This window comes from Pantoea cypripedii (assembly GCF_002095535.1).
GTDB classification, from domain to species: domain Bacteria; phylum Pseudomonadota; class Gammaproteobacteria; order Enterobacterales; family Enterobacteriaceae; genus Pantoea; species Pantoea cypripedii.
Window position 1 is genome coordinate 2,541,343 of record NZ_MLJI01000001.1, and the last position, 26,130, is coordinate 2,567,472.

Consider the following 26,130-nt stretch of genomic DNA (forward strand, 5'->3'; position numbering starts at 1 on the left):
TTGGAGTGGAATTTCATTTTTCGACGTTTCAGGGAGTCAGTTTTGTCACCACAACACACCCGGTCAATTATGTCAGGCAGGAATCGGTCATGAATGCGAGTGCAGCCGCTACACAGGATACAACAAAGAAAGGCTTCAGTGACCTTATCGCCCGCCTGCGCGCCAATCCGCGAATTCCCTTAATTATCGCTGCCGCTGCGGCTATCGCAGTGGTTTTTGCATTGGTGCTCTGGGCTAAAACCCCGGATTATCGCGTCCTTTATAGCAACCTGTCCGATGAGGATGGCGGCGCAATTGTCACCCAGCTGACCCAGATGAACATCCCTTACCAGTTCTCAGAGACTGGCGGTGCGCTGATGGTGCCTGCCGAAAAGGTGCATGAACTGCGCCTGCGTCTTGCTGAGCAGGGGTTGCCGAAAGGAGGATCGGTCGGTTTTGAACTGATGGATAAAGAGAAATTCGGCATCAGTCAGTTCAGCGAACAGGTTAACTATCAACGTGCGCTGGAAGGTGAACTGGCGCGCACCATGGAAACGCTCGGACCGGTCAAAAGCGCGCGCGTCCATCTGGCGATGCCAAAACCGACGCTGTTTGTCCGTGAACAGAAAGCCCCTTCTGCCTCAGTCACCCTGAACCTGCAACCGGGACGTGCGCTGGATGAAGGCCAAATCCAGGCCATCGTGCATATCGTCTCCAGCAGCGTTCCCGGTCTGCCGCCGGGTAACGTCACAGTGGTGGATCAGGCCGGTCGCCTGCTGACCCGTTCTGACAGCGAAGGTCGCGATCTTAACGATGCCCAGCTGAAATTCACTTCCGAAGTGGAAGCGCGTTATCAGCAACGTATTGAAGCCATCCTTAACCCGATTGTTGGTCAGGGCAACGTGCACGCGCAGGTGACGGCGCAGCTCAACTTTGACCGCAGCGAACAAACTGACGAGAAATATCAACCGAACGGTGGTCCGGATAACTCGGCAATCCGCTCACGCCAGACCAGTACCAGCCTGCAAAACGGCAGCCCGTATCCGGGTGGCGTACCGGGTGCGTTGTCCAACCAACCGGCCCCGGCGAATACCGCACCGGTGACCAACCCGCCCGCCAATAATGCTAACGGCCAGAACGCTAATGGACAGAACAACGCGGCGAATGGCAGCAGCACCAGCACCGCCCAGCAGAACAGCGGCCCGAGCAACTCGCGTCGTGACGACACGGTGAACTACGAGCTGGATCGCACCATCCGTCACACCAAAGTGAATGTCGGTGATGTGCAGCGTCTGTCGGTTGCCGTGGTGGTGAACTATCGCGCTGACGATAAAGGCAAACCTGTTGCCCTTAACGACCAGCAGATTAAGCAGATTGAAGACCTGACGCGTGAAGCGATGGGCTATTCGCAGACCCGTGGCGACAGTATCAACGTGGTGAACTCACCGTTCAACGTGACTGAACCTGCTGGTGGCGACCTGCCCTTCTGGCAACAGCAGTCGTTCTTTGATCAGCTGATGACCGCCGGTCGCTGGCTGCTGGTGGCGCTGGTTGCCTTCATCCTCTACCGCAAGCTGGTCCGTCCGCAGTTGCTGCGTAAACGTGAACAGGAACAGGCTGCCATTGAGGCCGCTGCCGCCCGCGCTGCTGCGCAGGAAGAAGAGCAGGCCTACAACGTGCAGCTCAGCAAAGATGAAGTGGATCAGGAGCGTAAATCAACTAACCGCATGAGCGCGGAAGTGTTGAGCCAGCGCATCCGCGATATGTCTGAAAACGATCCACGCGTTGTTGCGCTGGTGATCCGTGAATGGATGAGTAACGAACTATGAGTCTGACCGGTACTGAAAAAAGCGCCATTCTGATGATGACCATTGGCGAGGATCGTGCGTCTGAGGTGTTCAAACACCTCAACCAGCGCGAAGTGCAACATCTGAGTGCGGCGATGGCCAGCATGAAACAGATCTCGCACAAGCAGCTGACCGAGGTATTACGCGAGTTTGAGATGAACGCCGAGCAGTTTGCCGCGCTGAGTCTCAACTCCAATGAATACCTGCGCACGGTGCTGGTCAAGGCGCTGGGCGAAGAACGCGCCTCCAGCCTGCTGGAGGACATTCTCGAAACGCGTGAAACCACCAGCGGCATGGAAACGCTCAACTTTATGGAGCCGCAGGCCGCTGCGGACCTTATCCGCGACGAACACCCGCAGATTATCGCCACCATCCTGGTCCACCTCAAACGTGGCCAGGCGGCAGATATTCTGGCGCTGTTCGACGAGCGTCTGCGTCACGATGTGATGCTGCGTATCGCCACCTTCGGCGGCGTACAGCCAGCGGCGCTGGCAGAGCTGACCGAAGTGCTCAACAGCCTGCTGGATGGTACCAACCTCAAGCGCGCGAAGATGGGCGGCGTGAGAACCGCAGCAGAAATTATCAACCTGATGAAAACCCAGCAGGAAGAAGCGGTTATCGAAGCGGTTCGCGACTTCGATGGCGAGCTGGCGCAGAAGATCATCGACGAGATGTTCCTGTTCGAAAACTTGGTGGAAGTGGACGACCGCAGTATCCAGCGTCTGTTGCAGGAAGTGGAGTCCGAGCAGTTGCTGATCGCCCTGAAAGGTGCCGAGCAGCCGCTGCGCGAGAAGTTCCTCAAAAACATGTCCGCCCGTGCGGCCGACATCCTGCGCGACGACCTCGCCAACCGTGGCCCGGTGCGTATGTCGTCGGTGGAAAACGAACAGAAAGCCATCCTGCTGGTGGTACGCCGTTTGGCAGAAGCAGGCGAAATGGTAATTGGTGGTGGCGAGGAAACCTATGTCTGATGCCTTTTCCGCCCGTCCGTGGCAGCCCTGGCAGCCTGATGATTTAGGGCGTTCGTTCAACGCGGAACCGGAACCGTTGCCGCTGGAAGTCATCAGCGACGAAGAGCTGAGTCCCGAAGATGAGCAGCAGCAACAGCTGGAACGTCTGCAACAGCAGATGCGCAAAGAAGCTCAAACCCAGGGCTACAGTGAGGGTTACCAGAAAGGCCATGCCGAATCACAGCAGCATGGTTATGACGCTGGTTTCCAGCAGGGACTTGCCGAAGCCCAGCAGCAGCAGGCGCCTTTGCAGGCACGCATGCAGCAACTGGTGACGGAATTCCAGCACACGCTGGAATCCCTCGATAGCGTGATCGCTTCGCGTCTGATGCAGCTGGCACTGGAAGCCGCCCGTACGGTGATTGGCCAGGCGACTACGGTCGATGGCAGTGCCCTGCTGCGCCAGATCCAGCAGCTTATCCAGCAGGAACCGATGTTCAGTGGCAAACCGCAACTGCGTGTCCATCCTGATGATTTACAACGTATCGAGCAGACACTCGGTCCGACACTGGATCTGCACGGCTGGCGTCTGCTGGCCGACAGTTCCCTGCACCCCGGCGGCTGTAAGCTCAGTGCCGAGGATGGCGATCTCGATGCCAGCGTGGCAACGCGCTGGCAGGAATTGTGCCGCCTGGCGGCACCGGGAGAGTTCTGATGACCACGCGCCTCAATCGCTGGCTCGGGGCGCTGGACGCCTTCGAAGATCGTATTTCTCAGGTCCAGACCGTGCGCCGTTATGGTCGACTGATTCGTGCCACCGGCCTGGTGCTGGAAGCCACTGGCTTGCAACTGCCACTCGGCGCCACCTGTGTAATTGAACGCCACGACGGCGCGAATATTACCGAAGTGGAAAGCGAAGTGGTCGGTTTTAACGGCCAGAAACTGTTTCTGATGCCGCTGGAAGAAGTGGACGGCATCTTGCCCGGCGCCCGCGTTTATGCCCGCGTCACCGGTGATAACGCCCACAGCGGTAAACAGCTGCTGCTCGGTCCACAACTGCTGGGCCGCGTGCTCGATGGCAGCGGCAAACCTCTGGATGGCCTGCCCTCACCGGAAACCGGCTATCGCGCCCCGCTGATCACCGCCCCTTTCAACCCGTTGCAACGTACCCCAATCGAAGATGTGCTGGATACCGGTGTGCGCGCCATTAACGCCCTGCTCACCGTGGGTCGCGGCCAGCGTATGGGCCTGTTCGCCGGTTCCGGTGTCGGTAAAAGCGTGCTGCTCGGCATGATGGCGCGTTACACCAAAGCCGATGTGATTGTGGTGGGGCTGATTGGTGAACGTGGTCGCGAAGTTAAAGAGTTTATTGAAAACATTCTGGGTGCAGAAGGCCGCGCCCGTTCGGTGGTGATTGCCGCACCGGCGGATGTTTCCCCGCTGCTGCGTATGCAGGGTGCCGCCTATGCCACGCGTATCGCCGAAGATTTCCGCGATCGTGGTCAGCACGTGTTGCTGATTATGGACTCCCTCACCCGCTACGCCATGGCCCAGCGTGAAATCGCGCTGGCTATCGGTGAACCACCGGCCACCAAAGGCTATCCGCCCTCGGTATTCGCGAAACTGCCTGCGCTGGTGGAACGTGCCGGTAACGGTACCCACGGCGGCGGTTCCATCACCGCCTTCTATACCGTTCTGACCGAAGGCGACGATCAGCAGGACCCGATTGCCGATTCGGCGCGTGCCATCCTTGACGGCCATATCGTGTTATCACGCCGTCTGGCAGAAGCCGGACATTATCCGGCGATTGATATTGAAGCCTCGATCAGCCGCGCCATGACGGCGCTGATCGATGAAAACCACTACGCACGCGTGCGCCAGTTTAAGCAACTGCTCTCCAGCTTCCAGCGTAACCGCGATCTGGTGAGTGTCGGGGCTTACGCCGCAGGGAGCGATCCGATGCTGGACCGGGCCATCAAGCTCTATCCACAAATGGAAGCTTTCCTGCAACAGGGGATTTTCGAACGCAGCGACTACGACGATGCCTGCCTGCATTTACAGGCGATGTTCGGTTAACCTGGGTTTAAGGGGAATGCAATGAAAACGGCCAATGCTATTGATACATTGCGCGATCTGGCAGAACAGGACCTGGAAAAAGCGGTTATTCATCTCGGTGATATGCGCCGGGGTCAGCAACAGGCGGACGAGCAGCTGCATATGCTGCTCGATTACCAGGATGAATATCGCAACAAGCTAAATCAGGACATGTCAGGTGGCATCGCCAGTACCCGCTGGACCAACTACCACCAATTTATTCAGACGCTGGAAAAAGCCATTGAACAGCATCGTCAACAGTTGCAGCAGTGGCAAAAGCGTCTCGATCAGGCTCTCAACAACTGGCGCGAAAAGCAAAAGCGGCTCAATGCCTACCAAACGCTAATCACCCGCGCTGCCGAAAACGCTTTACGACAGGAAAACCGTCTCGACCAGAAACGGATGGATGAATACGCCCAACGGGCTGCATTGAGGAAAGGCGAATGATTACGCTGCCAACAGTGGTGACGCAAACCCCGACTGCGGGTGATGCGGACACTTCAGTTTCGACGGACATTCTGCAGGGGGTGGAAAACCTGCCGCAGGACTTCGTCACCGCGCTGGGAAATAAGCTACTCACGCTGGCACAACAACAAGGCACCAGCACGCAATCGGCTGATTCATCAGCAGAAAGCGATGAAAAATCCAGCAAAGGTGTCTCTCTGAGTACGCTGATGGAGGCACTGGACAAACCAGAGACCCTGAACGCACTTTTACAACCGGAAAATATTAAAGCCACGCTGAAATCAGCCGATGATAAGGATAAGAGTGAGGCAAGTTCGTTAAGCGCCAGCGACTTACAGAATGTTCAGGCCCTGTTCGCGATGTTGCCAGCTGCGGTGGAAAACCGAACCACGCAGACGGCCACCACCAGCGCGCTGAGTGATAGCACCAGCGATAAAAACGCCAGCCTGAATAGTACGTTACTCAATTCGCTGGCCAGCGCGGTGAAAGATGAACAGCCCGAGACAACCACGGTCACCACGCCGGTAACGGCGAAGAAAACCAGTGATGTCGCGGATGCGTTAACCGCGCAGACCAGCACCACAGCGGCCACCAGCAGCACGGCCAGTAGCAGTAGCACGAACAACACGGCCCTGACGCTGGATGAAAGTTTCCAGCAGGTGCTGAGCACGTTGGCTAAGACGGATGATAAGCGTGACCTGAGCAGCAGCAGCGACACGACCACCCCGATCACCAGCGCGCCATTAAGCAGTACCAGTACCCTGACCAGCAGCACCGCGTCGACCAGCACTACGCCATCGACCCCGATGCTTAACGCGCAACTCGGCAGTTCAGAGTGGCAGCAGGCGCTGAGTCAGCAGATTGTGATGTTCAGCCGCAATGGGCAGCAAAACGCCGAATTGCGTCTGCACCCGGAGGACCTGGGTGCAATTCAGATCAGCCTGACCCTCGATAAGGATCAGGCACAGTTAAATATGGTTTCCAGCCACAGCCATGTGAGGGCCGCGCTGGAAGCGGCTCTCCCACAGCTGAAAACGGCGCTGGCGGAGAGTGGCATCAACCTGGGACAGAGTAATGTCAGCAGCGACGCCTCCGCACAGGGCCAGAATTATCAGGGCCAGCAGGAAGGTCGCCGTGATGGACAGTACGGTAGCTTTACCCTCTCCCAGGACAGTGAAAACGAGATAACGCCTATTGCCGTCCCGGCAGCCCTCCAGGCGCGCGCGACCGGCAACGGCGCTGTCGATATCTTTGCCTGACAGCGGCTAACGCTGAAGGTAAGCGTAAAACCCGCGTCTTTTCTTCCCATTGTTTGACTTAAGACGCGGGATAATCTGTCCAGGCGAGCCGAAAGGCTTGCCCATAATTCACAGGAAGTAACTGCAAACATGTCTGATAACGCGAAAGCTAAAGGCCGCAAACGTTCAATATTAATTCCGGTGTTACTGATTGTGACGCTGGCCGCTTGCAGCGTGGCAGGCTATGCAGTCTGGCGAATGATGAATAAACACGAGGGTGATAAGCCGGAAGTGGCGAAAGTTGAGCCGCCACCCGCCCCCGTATTTTTTGCAATGGATACTTTTACGGTTAACCTGGTCAATCCTGACAACGATCCTGACCGTGTGCTGTACGTGGGCTTTACGCTGCGTCTGCCCGATGAGGATACCCGTCGTCGGCTGAATGACTACCTGCCGGAAGTGCGCAGCCGCCTGCTGTTGCTGCTGTCCCGCCAGAGCGCAAGTGCGCTGGCATCGGAGCAAGGCAAACAGGCCCTGGTTGATCAAATCAAACAGGTGCTGTCACCGCCGCTGGTAAAGGGTCAACCTCCGCAGGTGGTCAGTGACGTGCTGTTTACCGCCTTCATTTTGAGGTGATTTAATGGGCGATAGCATTCTCTCCCAGGCTGAGATTGACGCGCTGCTCAATGGCGACAGTGACAGCGCGGAAGTAGAGAAGAGTTCCACCGGGGGCGATGGTGATATTCGTCCCTATGATCCCAATACCCAGCGCCGCGTGGTACGCGAGCGTTTGCAGGCACTGGAGATCATCAATGAGCGTTTTGCCCGTCACTTTCGTATGGCGCTGTTTAACCTGTTGCGTCGCAGCCCGGATATCAGCGTTGGGGCGATCAAGATTCAGCCGTACCATGAGTTTGCACGCAACCTGCCGGTGCCGACCAACCTGAACCTGATCCACCTGAAACCGCTGCGCGGTACCGCGCTGGTGGTGTTCTCGCCGAGTCTGGTGTTTATCGCCGTGGATAACCTGTTTGGTGGCGATGGCCGCTTTCCAACCAAAGTGGAAGGCCGCGAATTTACCCATACCGAGCAGCGTGTCATCCGCCGCATGCTGAAGCTGGCGCTGGAAGGCTACAGCGACGCATGGAAAGCGATTTATCCGCTGGATGTGGAATATGTCCGTTCTGAGATGCAGGTGAAGTTCACCAATATCACCACTTCACCGAACGACATCGTGGTGAATACCCCGTTCCAGGTGGAAATTGGCAACCTGGTGGGTGAATTCAACATCTGTATTCCGTTTTCAATGATTGAGCCGCTGCGCGAGCTGCTGGTCAATCCCCCGCTGGAAAACTCCCGCCAGGAAGATAACCACTGGCGTGACAATCTGGTGAAACAGGTGCAGCACTCGGAGCTGGAGCTGATTGCCCACTTCGCGGATGTGTCGCTGCGTCTGTCGCGTATTTTGCAACTGAAACCTGGTGACGTCCTGCCCATTGAGAAGCCGGATCGCATCATCGCACACGTAGATGGCGTACCGGTGCTGACCAGCCAATATGGCACGTTAAATGGCCAGTATGCGCTGCGTGTCGAGCACCTGATTAACCCGATTTTGAATTCGCTGAATGAGGAACAGCCCAATGAGTGACAGCAAGAAACCGTCCGATGACGACATCTCCGCGGACGATCTGTGGGCTGCAGCAATGAATGAGCAGGCGGCAACCAGTGCGCCGGAGCAAAGCGATGGCGTGTTCAAATCGCTCGAAAGCGGTGCGGCCAGCGGTTCATTGCAGGACATCGATCTGATCATGGATATCCCGGTCAAACTGACTGTGGAACTGGGTCGCACCAAGATGACCATCAAAGAACTGCTGCGTCTGACCCAGGGGTCGGTGGTGGCGCTGGATGGTCTGGCCGGTGAACCGCTGGATATTCTGATCAACGGCTATCTGATTGCCCAGGGTGAAGTGGTGGTGGTCAACGACAAATACGGCGTGCGTATTACTGACATCATCACCCCATCCGAACGTATGCGTCGTCTGAGCCGCTAATAATGTTAAAAGATGCGCAAACCGGTCAGCCGGTAATCCATAGCGAACCGGTGGTTTCGACCAGTTCGGTGGTAGGCCAGGTCAGCAGCGTACTGGCGGTGATTATCCTGCTGATCCTCGTCTGCGGTTGGCTGGCACGCCGCCTCGGTTTTGCGCCGAAAACGGTCAACGGCCAGGCGCTGAAAGTCAGCGCCAGCGTCCTGGTGGGCAAGCAGGAACGCGTGGTGATTGTCGATACTGCGGATGCCCGTCTGGTACTCGGCGTGACCGCGCAGCAAATTACCCATCTGCACAGCCTGCCGCCGGTTGCGCCGGAAGAGCTTGCGGCTTCCCCGGCGCCCGCGCAGGATTTTCGTCAGCTGCTACAGACTTTAGTTAAACGCCCCGGAAAACCCCAATGATGCGTCGATTGCTTCCCCTTCTGCCGCTGCTGTTGCTGGCACCGGTTGCCCATGCGCAACTGCCAGGTCTGGTAAGCCATCCGCTGGCAAACGGCGGCCAGAGTTGGTCGCTGCCGGTGCAGACGCTGGTATTTATCACCTCCCTGTCGTTTCTTCCGGCAGTGCTGCTGATGATGACCAGCTTCACCCGCATCATTATTGTGTTTGGTTTGTTGCGCAACGCACTGGGGACGCCGTCAGCCCCGCCGAACCAGGTGCTGGTCGGACTGGCGTTGTTTCTGACCTTCTTCATCATGGCACCGACCTTCGACAAAATTTATACCGATGCTTATCTGCCGTTCAGTCAGGACAAGATCAGCATGGATGTCGCCATTGATAAAGGTGCCCAGCCGCTGCGTGACTTTATGCTGCGTCAAACCCGCGAAGCCGACCTCGCCTTGTTTGCGCGTCTGGCTAACACGCCACCGATTCAGGGGCCGGAAGCCGTGCCGATGCGCATCCTGCTGCCCGCCTATGTCACCAGCGAGCTAAAAACGGCCTTTCAGATTGGTTTCTCCGTCTTTATCCCCTTCCTGATCATCGACCTGGTGGTCGCCAGCGTGCTGATGGCGCTGGGGATGATGATGGTGCCACCGGCCTCGATTTCGCTGCCGTTCAAACTGATGCTGTTCGTGCTGGTGGATGGCTGGCAGTTGCTGGTGGGTTCACTGGCACAAAGTTTCTATTCCTGAGTGGCGTCGTTCGCCACTTTTCTCAACACAGGAGCGCAACATGACACCCGAATCGGTAATGGTAATGGGACAGGAAGCGATGCGTATCGCACTGATGATGGCCGCCCCGATGTTGCTGGTGGCGCTGGTCAGTGGTTTGTTCATCAGCGTATTGCAGGCCGCCACGCAGATTAACGAACAAACGCTGTCGTTTATCCCTAAAATTCTCGCCGTTGCCGCCACCGCCGTGATTGCTGGCCCGTGGATGCTGAATCTGATCCTGGATTACATGCGCAACCTGTTCAGCAACCTGCCCTATATCATCGGTTAATGATTACCCTCGACAGCAGCCAACTGGTCCACTGGGTCAGTCAGTTTTTCTGGCCGATGGTGCGTTTGCTGGCACTGTTTGCCAGCGCACCGGTTTTGAGTGAGAAAAGCATTCCTAACCGCGTCAAAATTGGCCTGGCGGTGCTCACCACCTGGATTTTGATGCCGCTGCTGCCATCGGTTAACGTCACGCTGTTTAGCGCTGCCGGTTTCTGGCTGCTGCTGCAGCAAATATTGATTGGTGTCGGCCTCGGTCTGACCATGCAGTTCGCCTTTGGTGCGGTGCGCATGGCAGGTGAGGTGATTGGTTTGCAGATGGGGCTGTCGTTCGCGACTTTCTTTGACCCGGCCAGTCGTCTCAATATGCCGATACTGGCGCGTATCCTTGATATGCTGGCGATGCTGTTGTTTCTGACTTTTGACGGCCATCTGTGGCTGATCTCGATGCTGGTCGATAGTTTTCACACCATGCCGATCAGCGATCACCCCCTTAACGCCAATGCCTTTATGGCGCTGGTGAAAGCAGCGGGATTAATTTTCCTTAACGGCATGATGTTAGCGCTGCCTTTGATCGTTCTGCTCCTCACGATCAACATGGCCCTGGGTTTGTTAAACCGTGTTACACCACAGTTATCAATTTTCGTGGTGGGCTTCCCGATAACCTTATCTGTGGGTATCCTCAGCCTGGGTCTGATGATGCCTCTGCTCGCCCCCTTCTGTGAACATCTCTTCAGCGAAGTCTTTGATTTGCTCGCTCAGTTCATGTCAGAACTCTCCCGGCAAGGATGATTAACGATTCTGTAGCCGTCCTTAAGTGATAGTTAAGGATTCAAAATCTATTTGTGCATTTTTCGAACCATATTTCCCAGAAATCAACTGAGGAAATTCTGATAAATGCGCATTTATGGTGAAAATTATTCTTATTAAACGACGCTTCAAGTATTTTAGTCAGACGAATCCTACGATGCCTAAGCGTGTGGATTCGTTGAGAAAATGCCCAAAAGATTGTTTTTGAACAAAAAAAATTTAACAGCGATTTTTCTTGTAAGAATTCTTTTTTTACGGCATTGTCAACACTCGCTGAAGCGTCACACTTTCGCAATTCAAATGTTTTTAAGATTTGTCCTATCAGATTTGTCTGTGACATGCGCGATAGTGACATGGCTCGCAAAAACAGTGCGATTTAAGTACTTAAGGCAACTTCCCGGCGATTCCCACTATCGCGGGGACAAGAGTGACGTTGAAGTAACACAACAAACTTCGCAGGACGGGTCAGGGAAGAGTCATTATGGCGTACGAGTCGCCAGACTGCTGAGCAGAATAAAAAAGTGTCTTTGGAAATCTCTCTCGTACCGCAAACGCGTAATTCATCGTTGATTTAAACGGATAACAAATTTGGTGAGGGTCGCTAACATGCCAACGATTATTATGGATTCATGCAACTACACACGCCTGGGATTATCGGACTATATGTCCGCAAAAGGAGTTAAAAAGAAAAATATTACTTCCGTGTCGGATATCGAGCAATTACAGCAACGCTGTGAACAGCTAAAACCCGGAGTGGTATTTATTAACGAAGAGTGTTTCATTCATGAATCCGATTCCAGTGATCGTATTCGCGGCATTATCATGCAGCACCCTGACACCTTATTTTTCATCTTCATGGCGATTTCAAACATCCATTTTGAGGAATATCTCTACGTTCGTAAGAACCTGATTATTACGTCAAAATCGATTAAAACATCGACCCTGGATTCCTTACTTGGCACTTACCTGCAAAAGAAACTCAATGCAGCGCCGCGAATTTCAGCTGGACTTGATATTCACCCTCTGACATTAAGCCAGACGGAATCGAACATGCTGAAAATGTGGATGTCAGGCCACGATACCATTCAGATTTCAGATAAGATGCAAATTAAGGCGAAAACAGTTTCGTCACATAAAGGTAATATTAAACGCAAAATTAAGACCCACAATAAACAGGTTATTTACCATGTTGTGCGTCTGACGGATAATGTTACTTCTGGCATCTATGTCAACGTGCGATAATTTCACACGGTAAAAATAAGGGCTAATCAGCGGATTAGCCCTTTTTGCGTTTTATCCGTTTTGCGATGCAGATCCCACTCTGCCATCTAATCCTTTCCCCTGCCTTGCCGATGTTAGCTTCAGCACACCTACCTAACTGAGAGCAAGGATATGAAAACAGCATCGATTGATGAGCAACATAAGCTCAGCATCTGGCAGAACCTGCGCCTGATGCCTCTTTTCAGCATGATCTTTGGTGGCATTCTGCTGCTTTTTGCCCTGTGCATTGGACTCGCCAGCTACTTTCTAATTCAAAGTAATACGTCGCTGAATGACGCCACGGATGAAATTCAAATCCGCATGGGGATTTCCAACAGTTCCAACCACTTGCGCACCGCCCGTCTGAATGTGATCCAGTCCGGCGCGGCAGCACGTATTGGTGAGATGGATGGCTACCGTGCCGATCTGGCGCGCACCGAGCAGCGCATTGAACAGGCTCGTGCTGGCTTCAAACTGTATATGGACCGGAAAACCAAAACCGCAGAAGACCTGGCGCTGGATGCACCGCTTACCGAACGCTTCAATGCCTATATCGATAAAGGACTGAAGCCGATGATCGACTCGGCGAAGCAAGGTAGCTTTGAGGGGATTATCGCGCAGGAAACCGACGTAACGCGCAAACTCGATGATGCGTATAACCAGGTTCTACTGAAGGCGATTAAGATTCGCACCGACCGCGCGGATGCGATCAACGCGGAGGCGGCGCACCAGTCACGTATCGGCTTTATCGCGATGGCTGCGGCCTTTGCCGCTGCGCTGGTGCTGGTGTTACTGACCTTCCTGTTCCTGCGCCGCGTGGTGATTAACCCCCTGCGTCAATCGGTGGCGCGTATCGAGCGCATCGCCGAGGGCGACCTGACCGCACCAGAACAGCACTGGGGCCGCAGCGAGATTGGTAGCCTGCTGCATAATCTGCAACTGATGCAGGCCTCGCTGGTGCGTACGGTAGGCACCGTGCGTGAAGGCGCGGTGGCGATTTATCAGGGGTCCAGTGAAATCTCCGCCGGTAATACCGACCTCTCCTCACGTACTGAAGAACAGGCTTCTGCGCTGGAGCAAACGGCGGCCAGCATGGAACAACTGACGGCCACGGTGAAGCAGAACGCAGAAAACGCCCATCATGCCAGCCAGCTGGCGGCGGATGCTTCCGGCAAAGCGCGCAGCGGTGGTGAGCTGGTGAACGGCGTGGTGAAAACCATGAACAATATTTCCGGTAGCTCGAAGAAAATTGCTGAGATTACCAATGTGATCAACAGCATCGCCTTCCAGACCAACATTCTGGCACTGAACGCGGCGGTTGAAGCTGCGCGAGCCGGTGAACAGGGGCGCGGTTTTGCCGTGGTCGCCAGTGAAGTGCGCAGCCTGGCACAGCGCAGCGCCCAGGCGGCGAAAGAGATTGAGTCGCTGATTGGCGAGTCGGTTGACCTAATCAGCAATGGCTCCAGTCAGGTGGGCGCGGCGGGTGCCACCATGAGCGAGATTGTTGAGGCGGTACGTCGGGTGACCGATATCATGGCGGAAATTGCCGCCGCTTCAGATGAGCAGAGCCGTGGCATCCAGCAGGTTAGCCTGGCGGTCACTGAGATGGACAATGTGACGCAACAGAACGCCTCGCTGGTGGAAGAAGCCTCTTCGGCGGCGGCATCGCTGGAAGATCAGGCGGGCAAACTGACGCAGGCCGTAGCGGCATTCCGTTTAAATGACAGTCCGGGATTGCTGGTGCCTACATCACCTGTGCAACCCATGGCAAAAACGTTTAACCCACGTCCGGCACTGGCGGCAACCAGTAACGATAACTGGGAAACGTTTTAATGAGTTGCAGGCCGCAGCGCTACCGATAAACCCCGCGCAATAAATTGCGCCGCTACAACCCAGTGCGATATTGGGTAGCGGCGCGATTTATCGCGCAATCCACGGCTACGGGTGAAACCCTGTTATTCCTCTGCGAAGGGTTCGACAAATATCCCTTCCGCATGATCGCTTTCATTAAAGAACCAAATACCCAGCGGATAATCCTCCAGCGCCACCAGATACATCACCCCTTCATTAAAGGGTTCCACCGCCAGGATTGTCCCGCTACGGCGTGGACCGCCGTCTGTCTTTACCGTCACGCGGTCATTGACCTTCATTGATTACTCTCCAGAAATAGTGCCTCGGACACAGTGTAACGGAAGAAATGGGCAACTGCGTGATCGCGATCAGCATCAGATGATTCGCACGTCAGACCGACTAACGATGTGCCCGGTAAGGGATTTTCACTTTCTTAACGTTTAGTGGCGAGACTTTTGACGCCCTCAGCGCGTAGAATTTTTAGCACTGCACCAACCCCAAAGGCGCAGTCAACCTAAAAGTAACAAGGATTTTTGCCCGCGCAGCGCGGGCTTTTTTTTGCCCGTCAATAAGCCGCCCGCCCATTTCTCCCTGCCGTCTATACTGTTTTAAGACCCCTTGCGCCTTTCAGGAGGCTGATGATGGCAACTGCAAAAGAGTACAGCGATAACGTTCAGCGTGAAGTGAATATCGATGTTGAAGCGTTGCTTCAGGCTATTCAGGAAAAAACCTCGGGTGAGGTGAAAGAGTATATGGAGCCCGAGCACGCGCACCGCGTAAAAGTAGGGGGTGAATCTTTCGACTCCTATACCGAGCTGGCGGAAGCCTTTGAACTGGATATCCGCGATTACACCATCACCGAAGTCAACCGCTAACCTGCGCGGCAAAAAAATACCCGGCGGGATGGCCGGGTAAAGATAAAGCGCTAAATTCGTTACACCAGGAAAATCTCTAACACAGCAGCCAGATTACGCGCTGGTCTGAATAAGACAAGAGCCAGCACTTACTGGAGAGGCAACGCTATGCGCGCTTGCCACGCAGGTTGTTACCGAAAACACCGCGCCTTTGCTGCCTTTTTTCTGCACAATCTTCCAGCATGCACAATTCTGCTATCACTACGTTTTCGGATTTTTCTCAGCCCTGCTTCACGCTGACAGGCGAAAAACTGTGATCGCGATTACGCTATTATACTGATAATTCCTCGCTTTACGCATGCCCAAGGGGGTAAGGAGTGTGATGATGGTCAGCCTTGACCAACCGCTATTGATTGTCACCGACCTCGATGGTTCGCTGCTGGACCATCACGATTATCGCTGGGATGCTGCCAGCGAATGGCTGACGCGCCTGAAACAACATCAAATCCCGCTGGTGATTTGTTCCAGCAAAACCGCGGCCGAGATTATCCCGTTACAGAAGAAACTCGGCATTGCCGGGGCGCCCTTTATCGCTGAGAACGGTGCCCGTCTCGCCTGGGGCGGTGAACAAACCCTGCCCGAAGACCCAAGCCGTGACTATCTCGATCTCTGCCAGCAACTGAAAACCTTGCAGGGGAGATTCCACTTCACTGGCTTTCATGATTTCAGTGACATGGAAGTGGCGAAATTCACCGGGCTGACACCTGCCGAAGCGCGACAGAGCCGGTTGCGCGAGGCATCCGAAGTGGTGCTGTGGCGCGATGAACCCACCCGTCTTGAAGAATTCCGCGCCGCACTGGCACCACTGGGTCTGGCGTTAACCCAGGGGGGGCGTTTCTGGCATGTGATGCCGCAGGGCAGTGGTAAAGGCATCGCCTTGCAACGTCTGCAACAACATCTTGCCCGCCAGGAAGGCCAGACGCGCATCACCATTGGCTTAGGCGATGGTCCCAATGATGCGCCGATGCTGGAACATGTCGATTATGCCGTGGTGATTAAGGGGTTTAGTAAAACGCCGGTCATCCTGCAGCGCGATGATGATGAAAACGTCTACCACACCGCACACGTTGGCCCGCAGGGCTGGCGTGAAGGTCTGGATTATTTTCTTGCCCAACCCGATTAACGGGCCGCACAGCTAATCAGAAGGATGAGGCGATGAGTGACTTTTACCAGAATGGCGTGATTACTAACTTTCATAATCTCACCCACCGCAGCGTTGAATCGCTGGAAAAAGAGATGGTGCGCTTTGCACGCAAACGCAAAATGGGGCTGATTTTACCGTCGCTGTTTTCCGAACTGGAAGGCCCGGCACTGGATAATATCGTCAAGGAACTGGCGAAGGTGCCCTACCTTGATGAAATCGTTATTGGTCTGGATCGTGCCGACCGCGATCAGTTTCTGTTTGCCCGTGACTTCTTCTCCCGCCTGCCGCAACGCCACCGGATTCTGTGGAATGACGGACCACGCCTAAAGGCGCTGGATGCCGAGCTGGATAAAGAAGGTTTATCCCCCAGCCAACCAGGCAAAGGCCGCAACGTGTGGTTCTGCACCGGTTACACCCTGGCCTCTGACCGCACCAGCTGTGTCGCCCTGCACGACTGCGATATCGTCACCTATGAACGCAGCATGCTGGCCCGTCTGCTCTATCCGCTGGCTAACCCGGCTTTTCAGTATGAGTTCTGCAAAGGTTTTTACGCGCGCGTCGCAGGCGGCAAACTGAATGGTCGGGTAGGCCGTCTGCTGGTCGGCCCGTTGCTGCGTTCGTTACAAAAGGTCTACGGCCATTCGGAGTATCTGGATTACCTCGCCAGCTTCCGCTATCCCCTGTCTGGCGAATTTGCCATGCGCACCCATGTGCTGAATAACATCAAAATTCCCGGTGACTGGGGGCTGGAAATTGGGGTGTTGTCGGAGATTTATCGCAACTACACTACCCGTCAGAGCTGCCAGGTAGAGATCGCCGACAACTACGATCATAAGCATCAGCCGCTGTCGGAAGAGGATGGTACCGGTGGATTGAAACGCATGAGTAACGACATTGTACAGTCGCTATTGCGTAAGCTGGCGACAATGGGGGTGCCTCTGACCAGCGATTCGTTCCGGGTGCTGAAAGCCACCTACTACCGCAATGCGCTGGATATGATGGAAATCTACAACCACGAAGCCACCATGAACGGCCTGAAGTTTGACCAGCATATCGAAGAAGCGGCGGTGGAAATGTTCACCCAGGCGATTCTTGACGCCGGTCAGGCGTTTATTGAACGCCCGAATGATAAACCTTTCATTCCCAGCTGGAGTCGTGTGCAATCCGCCTTCCCGGATATCCTGCAACGGATTTATCAGGCGGTGGAAGAGGATAACGACGGTAAAGTTTAATCCTCACTGCACACGCGATTACGCCCACTGGCTTTTGCCAGATAGAGCCTGCTGTCCGCTTTGGCCTGCAGGCTCTCGGCGTGGTAATCATCCTGTTCCTCGCTGCTGGTCACCCCGGCGGATAAGGTGACGTTAAACGTGGTGCTGGCATTCACCAGGATGGTTTTTGCCGCCAGCCGCGCCCGGATACGTTCGGCGACCGCAGCGGCTTCCTCAAGCCGGGTTTCCGGCAGCACAATGCAGAATTCCTCGCCGCCGATACGGCCCGCGCTATCATATTTACGCAACGTATGGCTGATGACGCTGGCGACACGGATCAGCGCCTGGTCACCTGCGTGATGCCCCCAGGTGTCATTCACTTTTTTGAAGTGATCGACATCCAGTTGAATCACCGAAATCGGCTGCCCCTGCTGCTGGCAACGGGCCGCCTGCGCGACGAATTGTTCAAAGAAAGCGTTACGATTAAGCAGACGGGTTAAACCGTCATAGTTGGCACGCCAGGTGAGGCGCGCAGAGAGATCGTCCATACGCCTTACCAGGCGAAAAATCACCTGATGCGCCACCACCAGCAACAACACAAATAACATCCACATGCCAAACAGGAACAACGAAACGCGCCCTAATTCCTGCTGCATCCCCTGCTTCAGGCTTTGTACATTGACGATATACGTATCGACATTCTTCAGCCTGCTCCAGCTGGCAAACTGCGTCCCGAGTCTCAGGATGCCGCTGGGATGCTGCGCCATCAGTATTTTTAACTGCTGCTGCTCCTGCGGCTCCAGCGCTTCATCATCCGGTGCGTAGAGACGTGTCACCTCGTTCAGGCTGCTATCCATCAGGATCAATTTACCCTGCAACAAGGTGTGGCGGGTTTCCACCATCAGTTCACGGATGCGTTGCTGGGTAAAATCCATCGACAGGACGCCATACCAGTAACCCTTGCTGATGATCGGCGCGGAGACGGTAAGCATCAGACCTTCATTAAACAGCCCCTGGTAAGCGGTGGTCCAGCGCAGGCGTGCGCTGGCATTCGCCTGAGGTTGTTGGCTGCGAAAGTAGCTGCGTTGCACCATGGTGGCATAACTCTCTGCCAGTTCCTGGAGGCTTTGTGGCGGACGCGAACTGATAAAAAATCCGGCACGCGAGATGTACCAGAAACGTGAGTGGAAGTCCTGATCGGGATCGCTGAACTGCATAATGAAACTGAACTCCAGCGCGGCACGCAGTTCCTGGCTGATACGCGTTGGATCACGCTGTAATAACGGGTCATGCGCCAGCCAGTCATCACTGACGCCATTGAGTGGCATGCTGCGCGGGCTTTCCAGTTGCAATTGCCATTGCGGCTGCTGACGCAGTCGCTCAAACCGCTGCACGGCCTCACGCGCATTATCTGAATCCAGCGGATGTGCCAGCGCGTAGTTGAGCATTTTTTCGTAATAAACCAGGCCATCCACGCTTTCCTGGAACTGACTGTCGAGGCTTTTCTGGATTTCCGCCAGCTGCGCGCGTTGCCGATCTTCATAATTGGCTTTTAGCTCCAGCGCCTCATGCACCGTGAGCAGGGCTGAAAAGAGAAATACCGCCAGAAAGCAAAGATGCACGCGCAGAAAAGGATGGTCCGACTGCCGGGGAAGTGGCGATTGTGCCATCAGCAACCATGCTCCGGAAAAAGGCGAATTAAAACAGTGTAGTCAGCGGGGAAAAAATGGTACAGGCGGAGAAGCTAAGGAAATTAAATGGAGTGGAAAATAACACGGGACGGCAAAACCGTCCCGGAGGCGGTTAGCTGGCCAGCTGACGCGCTGCGGATAAGTGACAGAGTTCGTCACTATGGAACGCCTCGCGGCGCACGCTATAGCCATCATACCAACGACACTCTACCATTCCGCTGGCATAGCCGGTCACCACCATAGTGGGTCCGCCCTGTTTATGCTGAACTTCGTCACTGATCGCAAAGGTCATTACGCGCCCTCCCTTCTACCGTTGAATGAACCTCATCAGGTATAGCAGGTGGGGGATGTTTTTGCCTATAAGAGTTTGTGATTACAACTGCAATTTAGGAATAAGCAGTTAAAAATGCGGAAAATAAAAAAAGCGGATAAAAATTATTATCCGCTTTGAAATCGTTTCCCGGGTGGGAAAATCAGATTTTGCAGCCTTCGCAATCGGCTTCGTCGCTCAGATCGGTCGGCACTTCGCGCGCTTTTTCAGCCGCTTTCGCCTCAGCCTGTTCCAGCTGTGCATCGATATCAAATTCAAACATATCGTCGTTCATCATCGTTCTCCTGACCCGTGATTAAAAATTTCCTGCGCTTTATAACGATTATCCACGCAATTTGGCAACCAGATTCACCACTAATAGCACGATCGACCCAATCAGAAATCCCAGCACCAGATTAGCGCCGTTACTCAGCAGCGCCGAGATGAGTGCACCAAATCCACTGCTGTACTCGGTAATGGCATGATGCAGCGGCGTTATCCCATGCACCACAATGCCACCCCCGACCAAAAACATCGCTACCGTACCCACCACCGACAGAATTTTCATCAGGATCGGTGCCGCCGCCAGCAACAGCCCACCGACAGCCTGCGCCAGCGTGGATGACTTTTCCCGCAGCCAGTATCCGAGGTCATCAATTTTCACAATCACCGCCACAATACCGTAGACGCCGACGGTGACCAGAATCGCGATACCCGCCAGAATCATCACCTGATTCAGCAACGGTGCCGCAGAAACGATGCCAAGCGTAATCGCTACGATCTCAGCGGAAAGAATAAAATCGGTACGCACCGCACCTTTCACTTTATTCTTCTCAAATTCCCGTGGGTCCTGCTGTGCCAGCTGCTCAAGCCGCTGCTGTCGCGCCTCCGGGCTTTTTTCTGCTTTATCATGATTGAGGCTGTGCAACACCTTTTCTACGCCCTCGTAGCAAAGATACGCGCCGCCAATCATCAGTAACGGCGTAATCAGCCAGGGAGCAAAAGCGGAGATCAGCAGCGCCAGCGGCACCAGAATCAATTTGTTAATAAACGAGCCTTTCGCAACACTCCACACCACCGGCAATTCGCGATTGGCTTTTACACCGGTAACCTGTTGCGCATTGAGCGAGAGATCATCTCCTAAGATACCCGCCGTTTTTTTTGCTGCCACCTTGCCCATGACCGAGATGTCATCAAGCAATGTTGCAATATCGTCCAGAAGCGTCAGTAAGCTGGTTCCTGCCAAAATATTATCCTTATTCCGGTTCGTGATCCTGACAACAGGGGCAACGCTCAACCGCCGTCACCGACATATCGGCGATGCCCGCACAATCCCACTCGACGCGTAACGGTTGCCCTGCCACATCTCCGGCGTGCAAATATTTGCTCACCGGACTTTCCGTCATGCCGGTAATCTCTTCGGTTGCCACCAGCGTATCTCCCAGATAGATACGTGCGGTAGCTCGGGTGTTGACCATCCGTTCGTCACGAAGTTGGTACAGGCGTTTGACCGTCAGTTTGATGCTGCTCATGGCTATGTTCCGCGTCCCAGAGAAAGGGGAGATCTAAACCGTTATGGCGTATAAAAGCAACAATCACCCTTATTCACCGCGATAATGATGCAAACCGGCATGATCAATTTCACCGCTGTGGCTGGCGGCCAGTAACCACTCCTCCAGCCGTTCAATCAGCGCTTCATCATCCAGACGCAGCTTACCGCGCAGCGCGCATTCCCAGATGATCAGCACCTTCCAGCCACTCTCCTGGAGCTGTCGGACATAGCGCCTGTCGCGTTCAACATTGCTGTTAATTTTTCCGGTCCAGAATTCGGTGCGCGTGGCAGGCATCTTGAACAGGTAACAATGATGGCGGTGCCAGAAGCAGCCATGAACAAAAATAATCGCCTGCTGGGCAGGCACAACAAAGTCAGGACGACCCGCTAATGCTTTATCCTGTACCCGATAGATAAAGCCGCGGTCTTTTAAGATCAAGGCGATACGTTGTTCAATTTCAGTATCCTGATTGCGAATCGCGCGCATATTCTTGCTGCGTACATCGCGGGAATGGACGTCGGCCATAACGTTTCCTTCTTCTTGTGGCTCCTGTAACTTTAGCGGTTTGGGGCAAAAGCGAAAGCGTCTGTTCCAATGTCGCTATATCCTGATTTTGGCCGGTTTTTTTTATAGTATTGATAGCTGGCACGGTCGGCCAATTTCTTCATAACGTGATGAGTGATAGCATAGTCGCTTCACTGTTAAGGAAAAACGCATGCACGCCGAAGAGACCGCCGCGACTGCCCCACCCTCCCCGCTCACTGTTTCCACCCATGACGAATCCAGCAACCTGCTGCAACAGGTACTGGCGATTTATGCCGCGCGCGATCTGGTCATCACGCTCAGCAACGCCGGAGGTCGCGACTGGAACGTGCCGCGCCTCAACCGTATCCGTCAGGGAAAAATGGTGGCTCCGGCGCTAAGCAGTGCGGAAGTCGCCAGCCTGCAGGCGTTATTACCCAGCCGACCCGCACATTACGATGCCCCCCGCTTCCAGTTTGTTGACCTGTTCGCGGGCATTGGCGGCATTCGCCGTGGGTTTGAGCAGATTGGCGGCCAGTGCGTCTTCACCAGTGAATGGAATAAAGAAGCGGTGCGCACCTACAAGGCAAACCACTATTGCGATCCCCAGACTCATCGTTTTAACAGCGATATTCGTCAGGTGACACAACCGGCAGGCCTGAACGATGAGCAGGAGATCTATCAGCACATCGCCAGCACCATCCCTGATCATCAGGTATTGCTGGCCGGTTTCCCCTGCCAGCCGTTCTCGCTGGCAGGCGTGAGTAAAAAGAACGCCATGGGGCGAGCACACGGTTTTGAATGTGAGGCGCAGGGCACGCTGTTCTTCGATGTGGCACGTATTCTGGCCGCGAAAAAGCCGCCGTTCTTTGTGCTGGAAAATGTCAAAAACCTCAAGAGCCACGATAAAGGCCGCACTTTTGCCATCATCATGGCGACGCTGGATGAACTGGGCTATGACGTGGCTAATGCGCATGACGATGGGTTACCGGATGCCAAAATCGTTGATGCACGCCATTTCCTGCCACAGCACCGCGAGCGTATCGTGCTGGTGGGTATCCGGCGTGATAGCGGACTCAGCACCGATTTTTCTCTGCGAACCCTCTCCGCGCTTTACCCGAAAAAAGTGCCCGCCCTGAGCAGCCTGCTGGAGCCGCAGCCCGATGCCAAATACACGCTCTCCCCGGTGCTGTGGAACTATCTCTATCAATACGCGAAAAAACATAAAGCCAAAGGTAACGGCTTCGGTTTCGGCCTGAACGACCCGCGTAATCCGACGATTTGCGTGCGCACCCTATCGGCACGTTACTACAAGGATGGTTCGGAAATTCTTATTGATCGCGGCTGGGATAGCGCATTAGGCGAGCAGAACTTTCAGCATCCCGGAAATATGGCGCGCCGTCCGCGCCGTTTAACGCCACGGGAATGCGCGCGCCTGATGGGTTTTGAAGCACCCGGCGAGGCACGTTTCCGCATTCCGGTCTCCGATACGCAAGCTTATAAACAATTCGGCAACTCGGTTGTAGTGCCGGTATTTGCTGCTGTCGCGCAATTGCTGCTGCCATTGATCGAGCAACACACGCGCAACAACGAGTGATTTCGGTCCAGGATTTCCTTTAGGGACGAGTGTTCTGCTGTTTTCCCCGGCAGTCACGCCCCTGTCACCAAACTGTCACACGCCCTGCCAATACTGCTTTTTATTTTTTGGGGGCGTTTGATGTCACTCCTTTCCGTTATCTCACTGCCAGCGCGGCTGCGCGCCCGGTTTTCCCTGCGCATACCTTTGTGGCTCACCAGCCTGCGCAGCCAGTTTTTGCTGTTTATGGTGCTGTTTTGCCTGCTGCAATCGGCAGGTGTGTTGCTGCTTAACAGTAAAGTGAATCAGACCCAAACTTCGCTGCAACAGGCCAGCCTGCTCCGGGATAGACTGGCCCTGCTGGATAAAGCCCGTATTGAGTTACTCACCGCCAGTGATAATAGCCATGGGGCGGCCATCTATCTGATGCAGGATCAGCAAAGCGGTTCGGTGGATAGCTGGAAAAGTCTTGCTGCTGCCGCTCAGGATTCGTTGAACCAGGCACAACAGCTGTTTACGCAATATCATGCCGCAGCCGATAGCCCACTGGCGCAGAGTTTTGTCATGCTGGCTGGTGGGTTGCAGGAGCAGCTCAAAGGTCTCAGCGCCAATGATATCAACGCTTTCTTTATGGTGCCGATGCAGGCATTTCAGCAGCAATTCAACGATGCCTGGTTCAGTGAAATCGAACAGGCCAACCATCAACTCAGCAGTGTGAATCAGAGTACCCTCAGCACCCTGAAACATAGCCGTGATCTGTCGTTGCTGGTCAGTGCGCTGCTGATGGCCCTGTTGTTACTGACGGCGACGCTGCTGATTCGCGGTGTATTACGACCGCTACGCCGCGCCAATGCCCAGCTGGCACAAATCGCCACCGGCGACCTGCTTGCCAGCCACACCTCAGCCGGTCGCCAGTCGCTGGAAACACGTCAGTTATTCCAGTCAATCGATACCATGCGCCAGGGATTGCAGCAGATCGTGAGCGATATCAACACCGTCGCGGTGAGTGTTGCGGCCGGTGCCGAACATATGCAACAGCATAACGAGCAGGTGATGCAGCAACATCAGGCGCAAAACGCCAGCTTCCATCACTTGTCACAGCGTCTGCATCGGGTTTCAGAAGAAGTGGAAAACGGCGCGCGCTTCTCGCAGCAGGCCACCCAGGAAGCCCAATCCGCCGATACGTTAATGCGTAACTGCGCGCGGGAGGTGGATAATATGGAACATCAAATGCAGCAGATCGTTAACGCTTCCGGCGATATCGCCGGAATTGTCGACGTGCTGGATAATCTGTCGCTGCAAACCCGGTTGCTGGCACTGAATGCGGCGATTGAATCAGCGCATGCCGGGGTGTATGGCCGCAGCTTCTCGGTAGTGGCGAAAGAGATTGGGATGTTGTCGCAACAAAGCGGCCAGTCAACACGGCAGATCGATGGTTTGATTCAACATACGCGCCAGCATGTCAGCGACGGTTTCGATAAGGTGAAAACGCTGGAAACGTTGTTTGCGCAAATAAGCCACGCGGTTTCGGGTGTGGTACAACAGCTGGACGATTTGCAAACCAATACCACGGCCCAGAGCCGTCGTGTCAGCACTATTGCCCAGGAAGTGGTGGCGATGAGCGAGCAACTCCAGAAAAATGAAACGCTTAACGCGCAGCAGGTGGACGCTGCTGCGCAGTTGCGTGATCTTTCAGACCGCCTGGCGCAGCGCGCGCAGCAGTTTCGCGTGGAACACGCTTAAATTTCTGAAAAGAAAAACCCGTCAGGCGACGGGTTTATTCTTATTTTTTCTTCTTACCCTGCTTCTTCAGCAGCGTACGAATCTGTTTCAGTTCCGCGGCACTCAGCTGTTCAGCCGGTGCTTCCTCTGTGTCCTGATTATCAATCGCGTCCTGAGACGGTGCCAGTAAGCTCGCCTGCAAGCGATTAACAATCTCCTGGCTCATGGAAATCTGGTTGTCCAGAGCCAGCTGTTTGATGTGTTCTTTCAGCGCAGGATCAATTTTAATGGTTAAGTTAACGGTCTCGGTCATCTTGTTACTCCTTTTTGATTTTCATCAACGTAGCGGAAGATGCCGAAAGTTAACAGGCTGTCATAAAAATTTAATATTAAACCTGTATAGGGCTGAAATCTCTTAATACCGATTCATCAATGGATGTCAGGTTGCCTTGCAGCTCCGCACAGAGCTTGGCCATGTAACGTACCAGGAAGTCAGCGTTGTATTCTGCCAGCTGTCGCCCGGCCTCTGTTTGCATGGTTTCCGGCAGGCGCAGCAGCTTCTTCTGAAAGTGATCCAGCGTCCACTGCACATCATTCAGCTCGCGGTCTTTGCCCAGCGGATCATCGCTATCGAACAGCGGACGACCCAGTGCGCCTGCGGTATAAAAGACGCGCGCCAGTCCAATTGCCCCCAGCGATTCCAGCCGGTCGGCATCCTGCACAATTTTTGCTTCCAGCGAATGGGGCGTGATCCCGGCGCTAAAGCTGTGCGCCTGTACCGCATGGGCCACCGCATCAAGATGGTCGGCGGGGAAATCAGGGAAGTCCTGCTGCAAAATACGACGCGTCTCTTCTGCGGCGTAAGTTGAGGCCAGATGGCGTTCCGGGTGGTTCTTCGGCAGGTTAACTACATCGTGGAAGTAACAAGCAGTGAGCACCACCAGCGGATCGGCATCACTCTGCTGCATAATGCGCGAAGCGCTCATCCAGACGCGGCGCAGGTGGGCGATATCATGGGCTTTATCATCATGCAGCCAGTTGAGCTGCAGCCAGTTTTCAAATCGTGTTTGCCAGCCTGTTAGCGACATCGTGCTTCTCCTGTTATTGCTGTTATAAAGCACCGCCTGGTTCAGGGTGCTACTCCTGCGAATATCATAGCGGCCCGTTGATGACACTATCTTTACACCCCTCCTGCATAAGCAATGAGGAAAAAATGGGATCCTGATCCTGTTATAGCGCTGTTAACTTCGCTTTCCCAGCGTCATGGATGTTTTCGGTATTTCCTCATCCTCGTTTCAGTTAAACGACTCTGTTTAGCAGCCATAATGTTTTAAAGCCATACAGATATAGTGTGTTAATCAATTATTCTGGTTTAACCCGCTAGTTAAAAACGTTTCGGTAAAGCGATCACCCACGGCATATTCTGAAAGAGTTCCCATTTTGTCCGTTATAACGTACTGTATCTGAGAAAAATGTGATTTTGTTTTTCCGTCTAAGCCAAACA

At 54.4% G+C, this 26,130-nt stretch carries 29 protein-coding genes; 20 read left to right on the forward strand and 9 right to left on the reverse strand.

Annotated features, from left to right (window positions below; translation table 11 throughout):
• The first annotated feature begins 89 nt into the window (after window positions 1-89).
• From fliF to HA50_RS11820, 15 genes are all read left to right on the forward strand, one after another.
• Window positions 90-1,808, forward strand: a complete 1,719-nt coding sequence (gene fliF, locus HA50_RS11750) for a flagellar basal-body MS-ring/collar protein FliF (protein WP_084875601.1) — start codon at window positions 90-92, stop codon at window positions 1,806-1,808.
• A complete protein-coding gene (gene fliG / locus HA50_RS11755) occupies window positions 1,805-2,797 on the forward strand; it encodes a flagellar motor switch protein FliG (RefSeq protein WP_084875603.1) in 993 nt (330 codons plus the stop codon). Before fliF ends, fliG begins: the two co-directional genes overlap by 4 nt.
• Window positions 2,790-3,491 carry a flagellar assembly protein FliH gene (gene fliH / locus HA50_RS11760; protein ID WP_084875605.1) on the forward strand — a complete coding sequence of 234 codons (702 nt, stop codon included), beginning with the start codon at window positions 2,790-2,792 and terminating at the stop codon, window positions 3,489-3,491. Before fliG ends, fliH begins: the two co-directional genes overlap by 8 nt.
• Window positions 3,491-4,852, forward strand: coding sequence for a flagellar protein export ATPase FliI (gene fliI / locus HA50_RS11765; protein ID WP_084875607.1), 1,362 nt, complete (start codon window positions 3,491-3,493; stop codon window positions 4,850-4,852). Before fliH ends, fliI begins: the two co-directional genes overlap by 1 nt.
• Window positions 4,853-4,873: 21 nt before the next feature.
• Complete coding sequence (gene fliJ, locus HA50_RS11770; protein WP_084875609.1) at window positions 4,874-5,317, forward strand: flagellar export protein FliJ; 444 nt, start codon at window positions 4,874-4,876, stop codon at window positions 5,315-5,317.
• Entirely contained in the window at window positions 5,314-6,594 is a 1,281-nt protein-coding gene (locus HA50_RS11775) for a flagellar hook-length control protein FliK (RefSeq protein ID WP_084875611.1), read from the forward strand. The genes fliJ and HA50_RS11775 overlap by 4 nt, the downstream gene beginning before the upstream one ends.
• 129 nt (window positions 6,595-6,723) lie before the next feature.
• A complete protein-coding gene (fliL, locus tag HA50_RS11780) occupies window positions 6,724-7,209 on the forward strand; it encodes a flagellar basal body-associated protein FliL (RefSeq protein WP_084875612.1) in 486 nt (161 codons plus the stop codon).
• 4 nt (window positions 7,210-7,213) lie between these two features.
• On the forward strand, window positions 7,214-8,221 hold the full coding sequence (gene fliM, locus HA50_RS11785) for a flagellar motor switch protein FliM (RefSeq protein WP_013509553.1): 1,008 nt from the start codon (window positions 7,214-7,216) through the stop codon (window positions 8,219-8,221).
• Window positions 8,214-8,624, forward strand: a complete 411-nt coding sequence (gene fliN / locus HA50_RS11790; protein ID WP_084875614.1) for a flagellar motor switch protein FliN — start codon at window positions 8,214-8,216, stop codon at window positions 8,622-8,624. The genes fliM and fliN overlap by 8 nt, the downstream gene beginning before the upstream one ends.
• Window positions 8,625-8,626: 2 nt before the next feature.
• Window positions 8,627-9,025 carry a flagellar biosynthetic protein FliO gene (gene fliO, locus HA50_RS11795; protein ID WP_084875616.1) on the forward strand — a complete coding sequence of 133 codons (399 nt, stop codon included), beginning with the start codon at window positions 8,627-8,629 and terminating at the stop codon, window positions 9,023-9,025.
• Window positions 9,025-9,756 (forward strand): flagellar type III secretion system pore protein FliP, encoded by a 732-nt coding sequence (gene fliP / locus HA50_RS11800; RefSeq protein WP_084878493.1) that lies wholly within the window; start codon window positions 9,025-9,027, stop codon window positions 9,754-9,756. Before fliO ends, fliP begins: the two co-directional genes overlap by 1 nt.
• 40 nt (window positions 9,757-9,796) lie before the next feature.
• Window positions 9,797-10,066 (forward strand): flagellar biosynthesis protein FliQ, encoded by a 270-nt coding sequence (fliQ, locus tag HA50_RS11805; RefSeq protein WP_084875618.1) that lies wholly within the window; start codon window positions 9,797-9,799, stop codon window positions 10,064-10,066.
• Window positions 10,066-10,854: a flagellar biosynthetic protein FliR gene (gene fliR, locus HA50_RS11810; RefSeq protein WP_084875622.1), complete on the forward strand. Its 789-nt coding sequence runs from the start codon at window positions 10,066-10,068 to the stop codon at window positions 10,852-10,854. The genes fliQ and fliR overlap by 1 nt, the downstream gene beginning before the upstream one ends.
• A gap of 624 nt (window positions 10,855-11,478) precedes the next feature.
• A complete protein-coding gene (rcsA, locus tag HA50_RS11815) occupies window positions 11,479-12,114 on the forward strand; it encodes a transcriptional regulator RcsA (RefSeq protein WP_013509559.1) in 636 nt (211 codons plus the stop codon).
• 150 nt (window positions 12,115-12,264) lie between these two features.
• Window positions 12,265-13,965: a methyl-accepting chemotaxis protein gene (locus HA50_RS11820; RefSeq protein ID WP_084875624.1), complete on the forward strand. Its 1,701-nt coding sequence runs from the start codon at window positions 12,265-12,267 to the stop codon at window positions 13,963-13,965.
• Between the two features lie 122 nt (window positions 13,966-14,087).
• Here HA50_RS11820 and dsrB read toward each other — a convergent pair whose 3' ends face one another.
• On the reverse strand, window positions 14,088-14,282 hold the full coding sequence (gene dsrB, locus HA50_RS11825) for a protein DsrB (RefSeq protein ID WP_084875626.1): 195 nt from the start codon (window positions 14,280-14,282) through the stop codon (window positions 14,088-14,090).
• A 342-nt stretch (window positions 14,283-14,624) separates the two neighbouring features.
• Between dsrB and HA50_RS11830 the strand changes: the two genes are divergently transcribed.
• The 3 genes from HA50_RS11830 (at window position 14,625) to HA50_RS11840 (ending at window position 17,273) form a co-directional block, all read left to right on the forward strand.
• The gene (locus HA50_RS11830; protein ID WP_084875628.1) at window positions 14,625-14,858 is read left to right on the forward strand and encodes a DUF2525 domain-containing protein; all 234 of its coding nucleotides are present in this window, start codon (window positions 14,625-14,627) and stop codon (window positions 14,856-14,858) included.
• Between the two features lie 364 nt (window positions 14,859-15,222).
• On the forward strand, window positions 15,223-16,020 hold the full coding sequence (locus HA50_RS11835; protein ID WP_084878495.1) for a mannosyl-3-phosphoglycerate phosphatase-related protein: 798 nt from the start codon (window positions 15,223-15,225) through the stop codon (window positions 16,018-16,020).
• Window positions 16,021-16,052: 32 nt separating this feature from the next.
• Window positions 16,053-17,273: a glycosyltransferase family protein gene (locus tag HA50_RS11840; protein ID WP_084875630.1), complete on the forward strand. Its 1,221-nt coding sequence runs from the start codon at window positions 16,053-16,055 to the stop codon at window positions 17,271-17,273.
• On the opposite strand, the gene dgcQ is transcribed toward HA50_RS11840, so the two are convergent.
• From dgcQ to HA50_RS11865, 6 genes are all read right to left on the reverse strand, one after another.
• Complete coding sequence (dgcQ, locus tag HA50_RS11845) at window positions 17,270-18,922, reverse strand: cellulose biosynthesis regulator diguanylate cyclase DgcQ (protein WP_084878497.1); 1,653 nt, start codon at window positions 18,920-18,922, stop codon at window positions 17,270-17,272. The two genes, HA50_RS11840 and dgcQ, sit on opposite strands and share 4 nt — an antisense overlap.
• Window positions 18,923-19,055: 133 nt before the next feature.
• Window positions 19,056-19,235, reverse strand: a complete 180-nt coding sequence (locus HA50_RS11850; RefSeq protein WP_021182850.1) for a YodC family protein — start codon at window positions 19,233-19,235, stop codon at window positions 19,056-19,058.
• 181 nt (window positions 19,236-19,416) lie between these two features.
• The gene (locus HA50_RS32005) at window positions 19,417-19,551 is read right to left on the reverse strand and encodes a hypothetical protein (RefSeq protein WP_021182849.1); all 135 of its coding nucleotides are present in this window, start codon (window positions 19,549-19,551) and stop codon (window positions 19,417-19,419) included.
• Window positions 19,552-19,596: 45 nt separating this feature from the next.
• A complete protein-coding gene (locus HA50_RS11855; protein WP_084875632.1) occupies window positions 19,597-20,499 on the reverse strand; it encodes a DUF808 domain-containing protein in 903 nt (300 codons plus the stop codon).
• A gap of 10 nt (window positions 20,500-20,509) precedes the next feature.
• Window positions 20,510-20,785 (reverse strand): hypothetical protein, encoded by a 276-nt coding sequence (locus HA50_RS11860; protein ID WP_084875634.1) that lies wholly within the window; start codon window positions 20,783-20,785, stop codon window positions 20,510-20,512.
• Window positions 20,786-20,854: 69 nt separating this feature from the next.
• A complete protein-coding gene (locus HA50_RS11865; protein ID WP_084875637.1) occupies window positions 20,855-21,331 on the reverse strand; it encodes a very short patch repair endonuclease in 477 nt (158 codons plus the stop codon).
• 190 nt (window positions 21,332-21,521) lie between these two features.
• Here HA50_RS11865 and dcm point away from each other — a divergent pair, with 190 nt between their 5' ends.
• The gene (gene dcm / locus HA50_RS11870) at window positions 21,522-22,925 is read left to right on the forward strand and encodes a DNA (cytosine-5-)-methyltransferase (protein WP_084875640.1); all 1,404 of its coding nucleotides are present in this window, start codon (window positions 21,522-21,524) and stop codon (window positions 22,923-22,925) included.
• Between the two features lie 120 nt (window positions 22,926-23,045).
• A complete protein-coding gene (locus HA50_RS11875; RefSeq protein ID WP_084875642.1) occupies window positions 23,046-24,647 on the forward strand; it encodes a methyl-accepting chemotaxis protein in 1,602 nt (533 codons plus the stop codon).
• A gap of 40 nt (window positions 24,648-24,687) precedes the next feature.
• On the opposite strand, the gene HA50_RS11880 is transcribed toward HA50_RS11875, so the two are convergent.
• Window positions 24,688-24,939 carry a hypothetical protein gene (locus HA50_RS11880; protein WP_084875645.1) on the reverse strand — a complete coding sequence of 84 codons (252 nt, stop codon included), beginning with the start codon at window positions 24,937-24,939 and terminating at the stop codon, window positions 24,688-24,690.
• A 76-nt stretch (window positions 24,940-25,015) separates the two neighbouring features.
• Window positions 25,016-25,714, reverse strand: a complete 699-nt coding sequence (locus HA50_RS11885) for a phosphohydrolase (RefSeq protein ID WP_084875647.1) — start codon at window positions 25,712-25,714, stop codon at window positions 25,016-25,018.
• Window positions 25,715-26,130 lie beyond the last annotated feature (416 nt).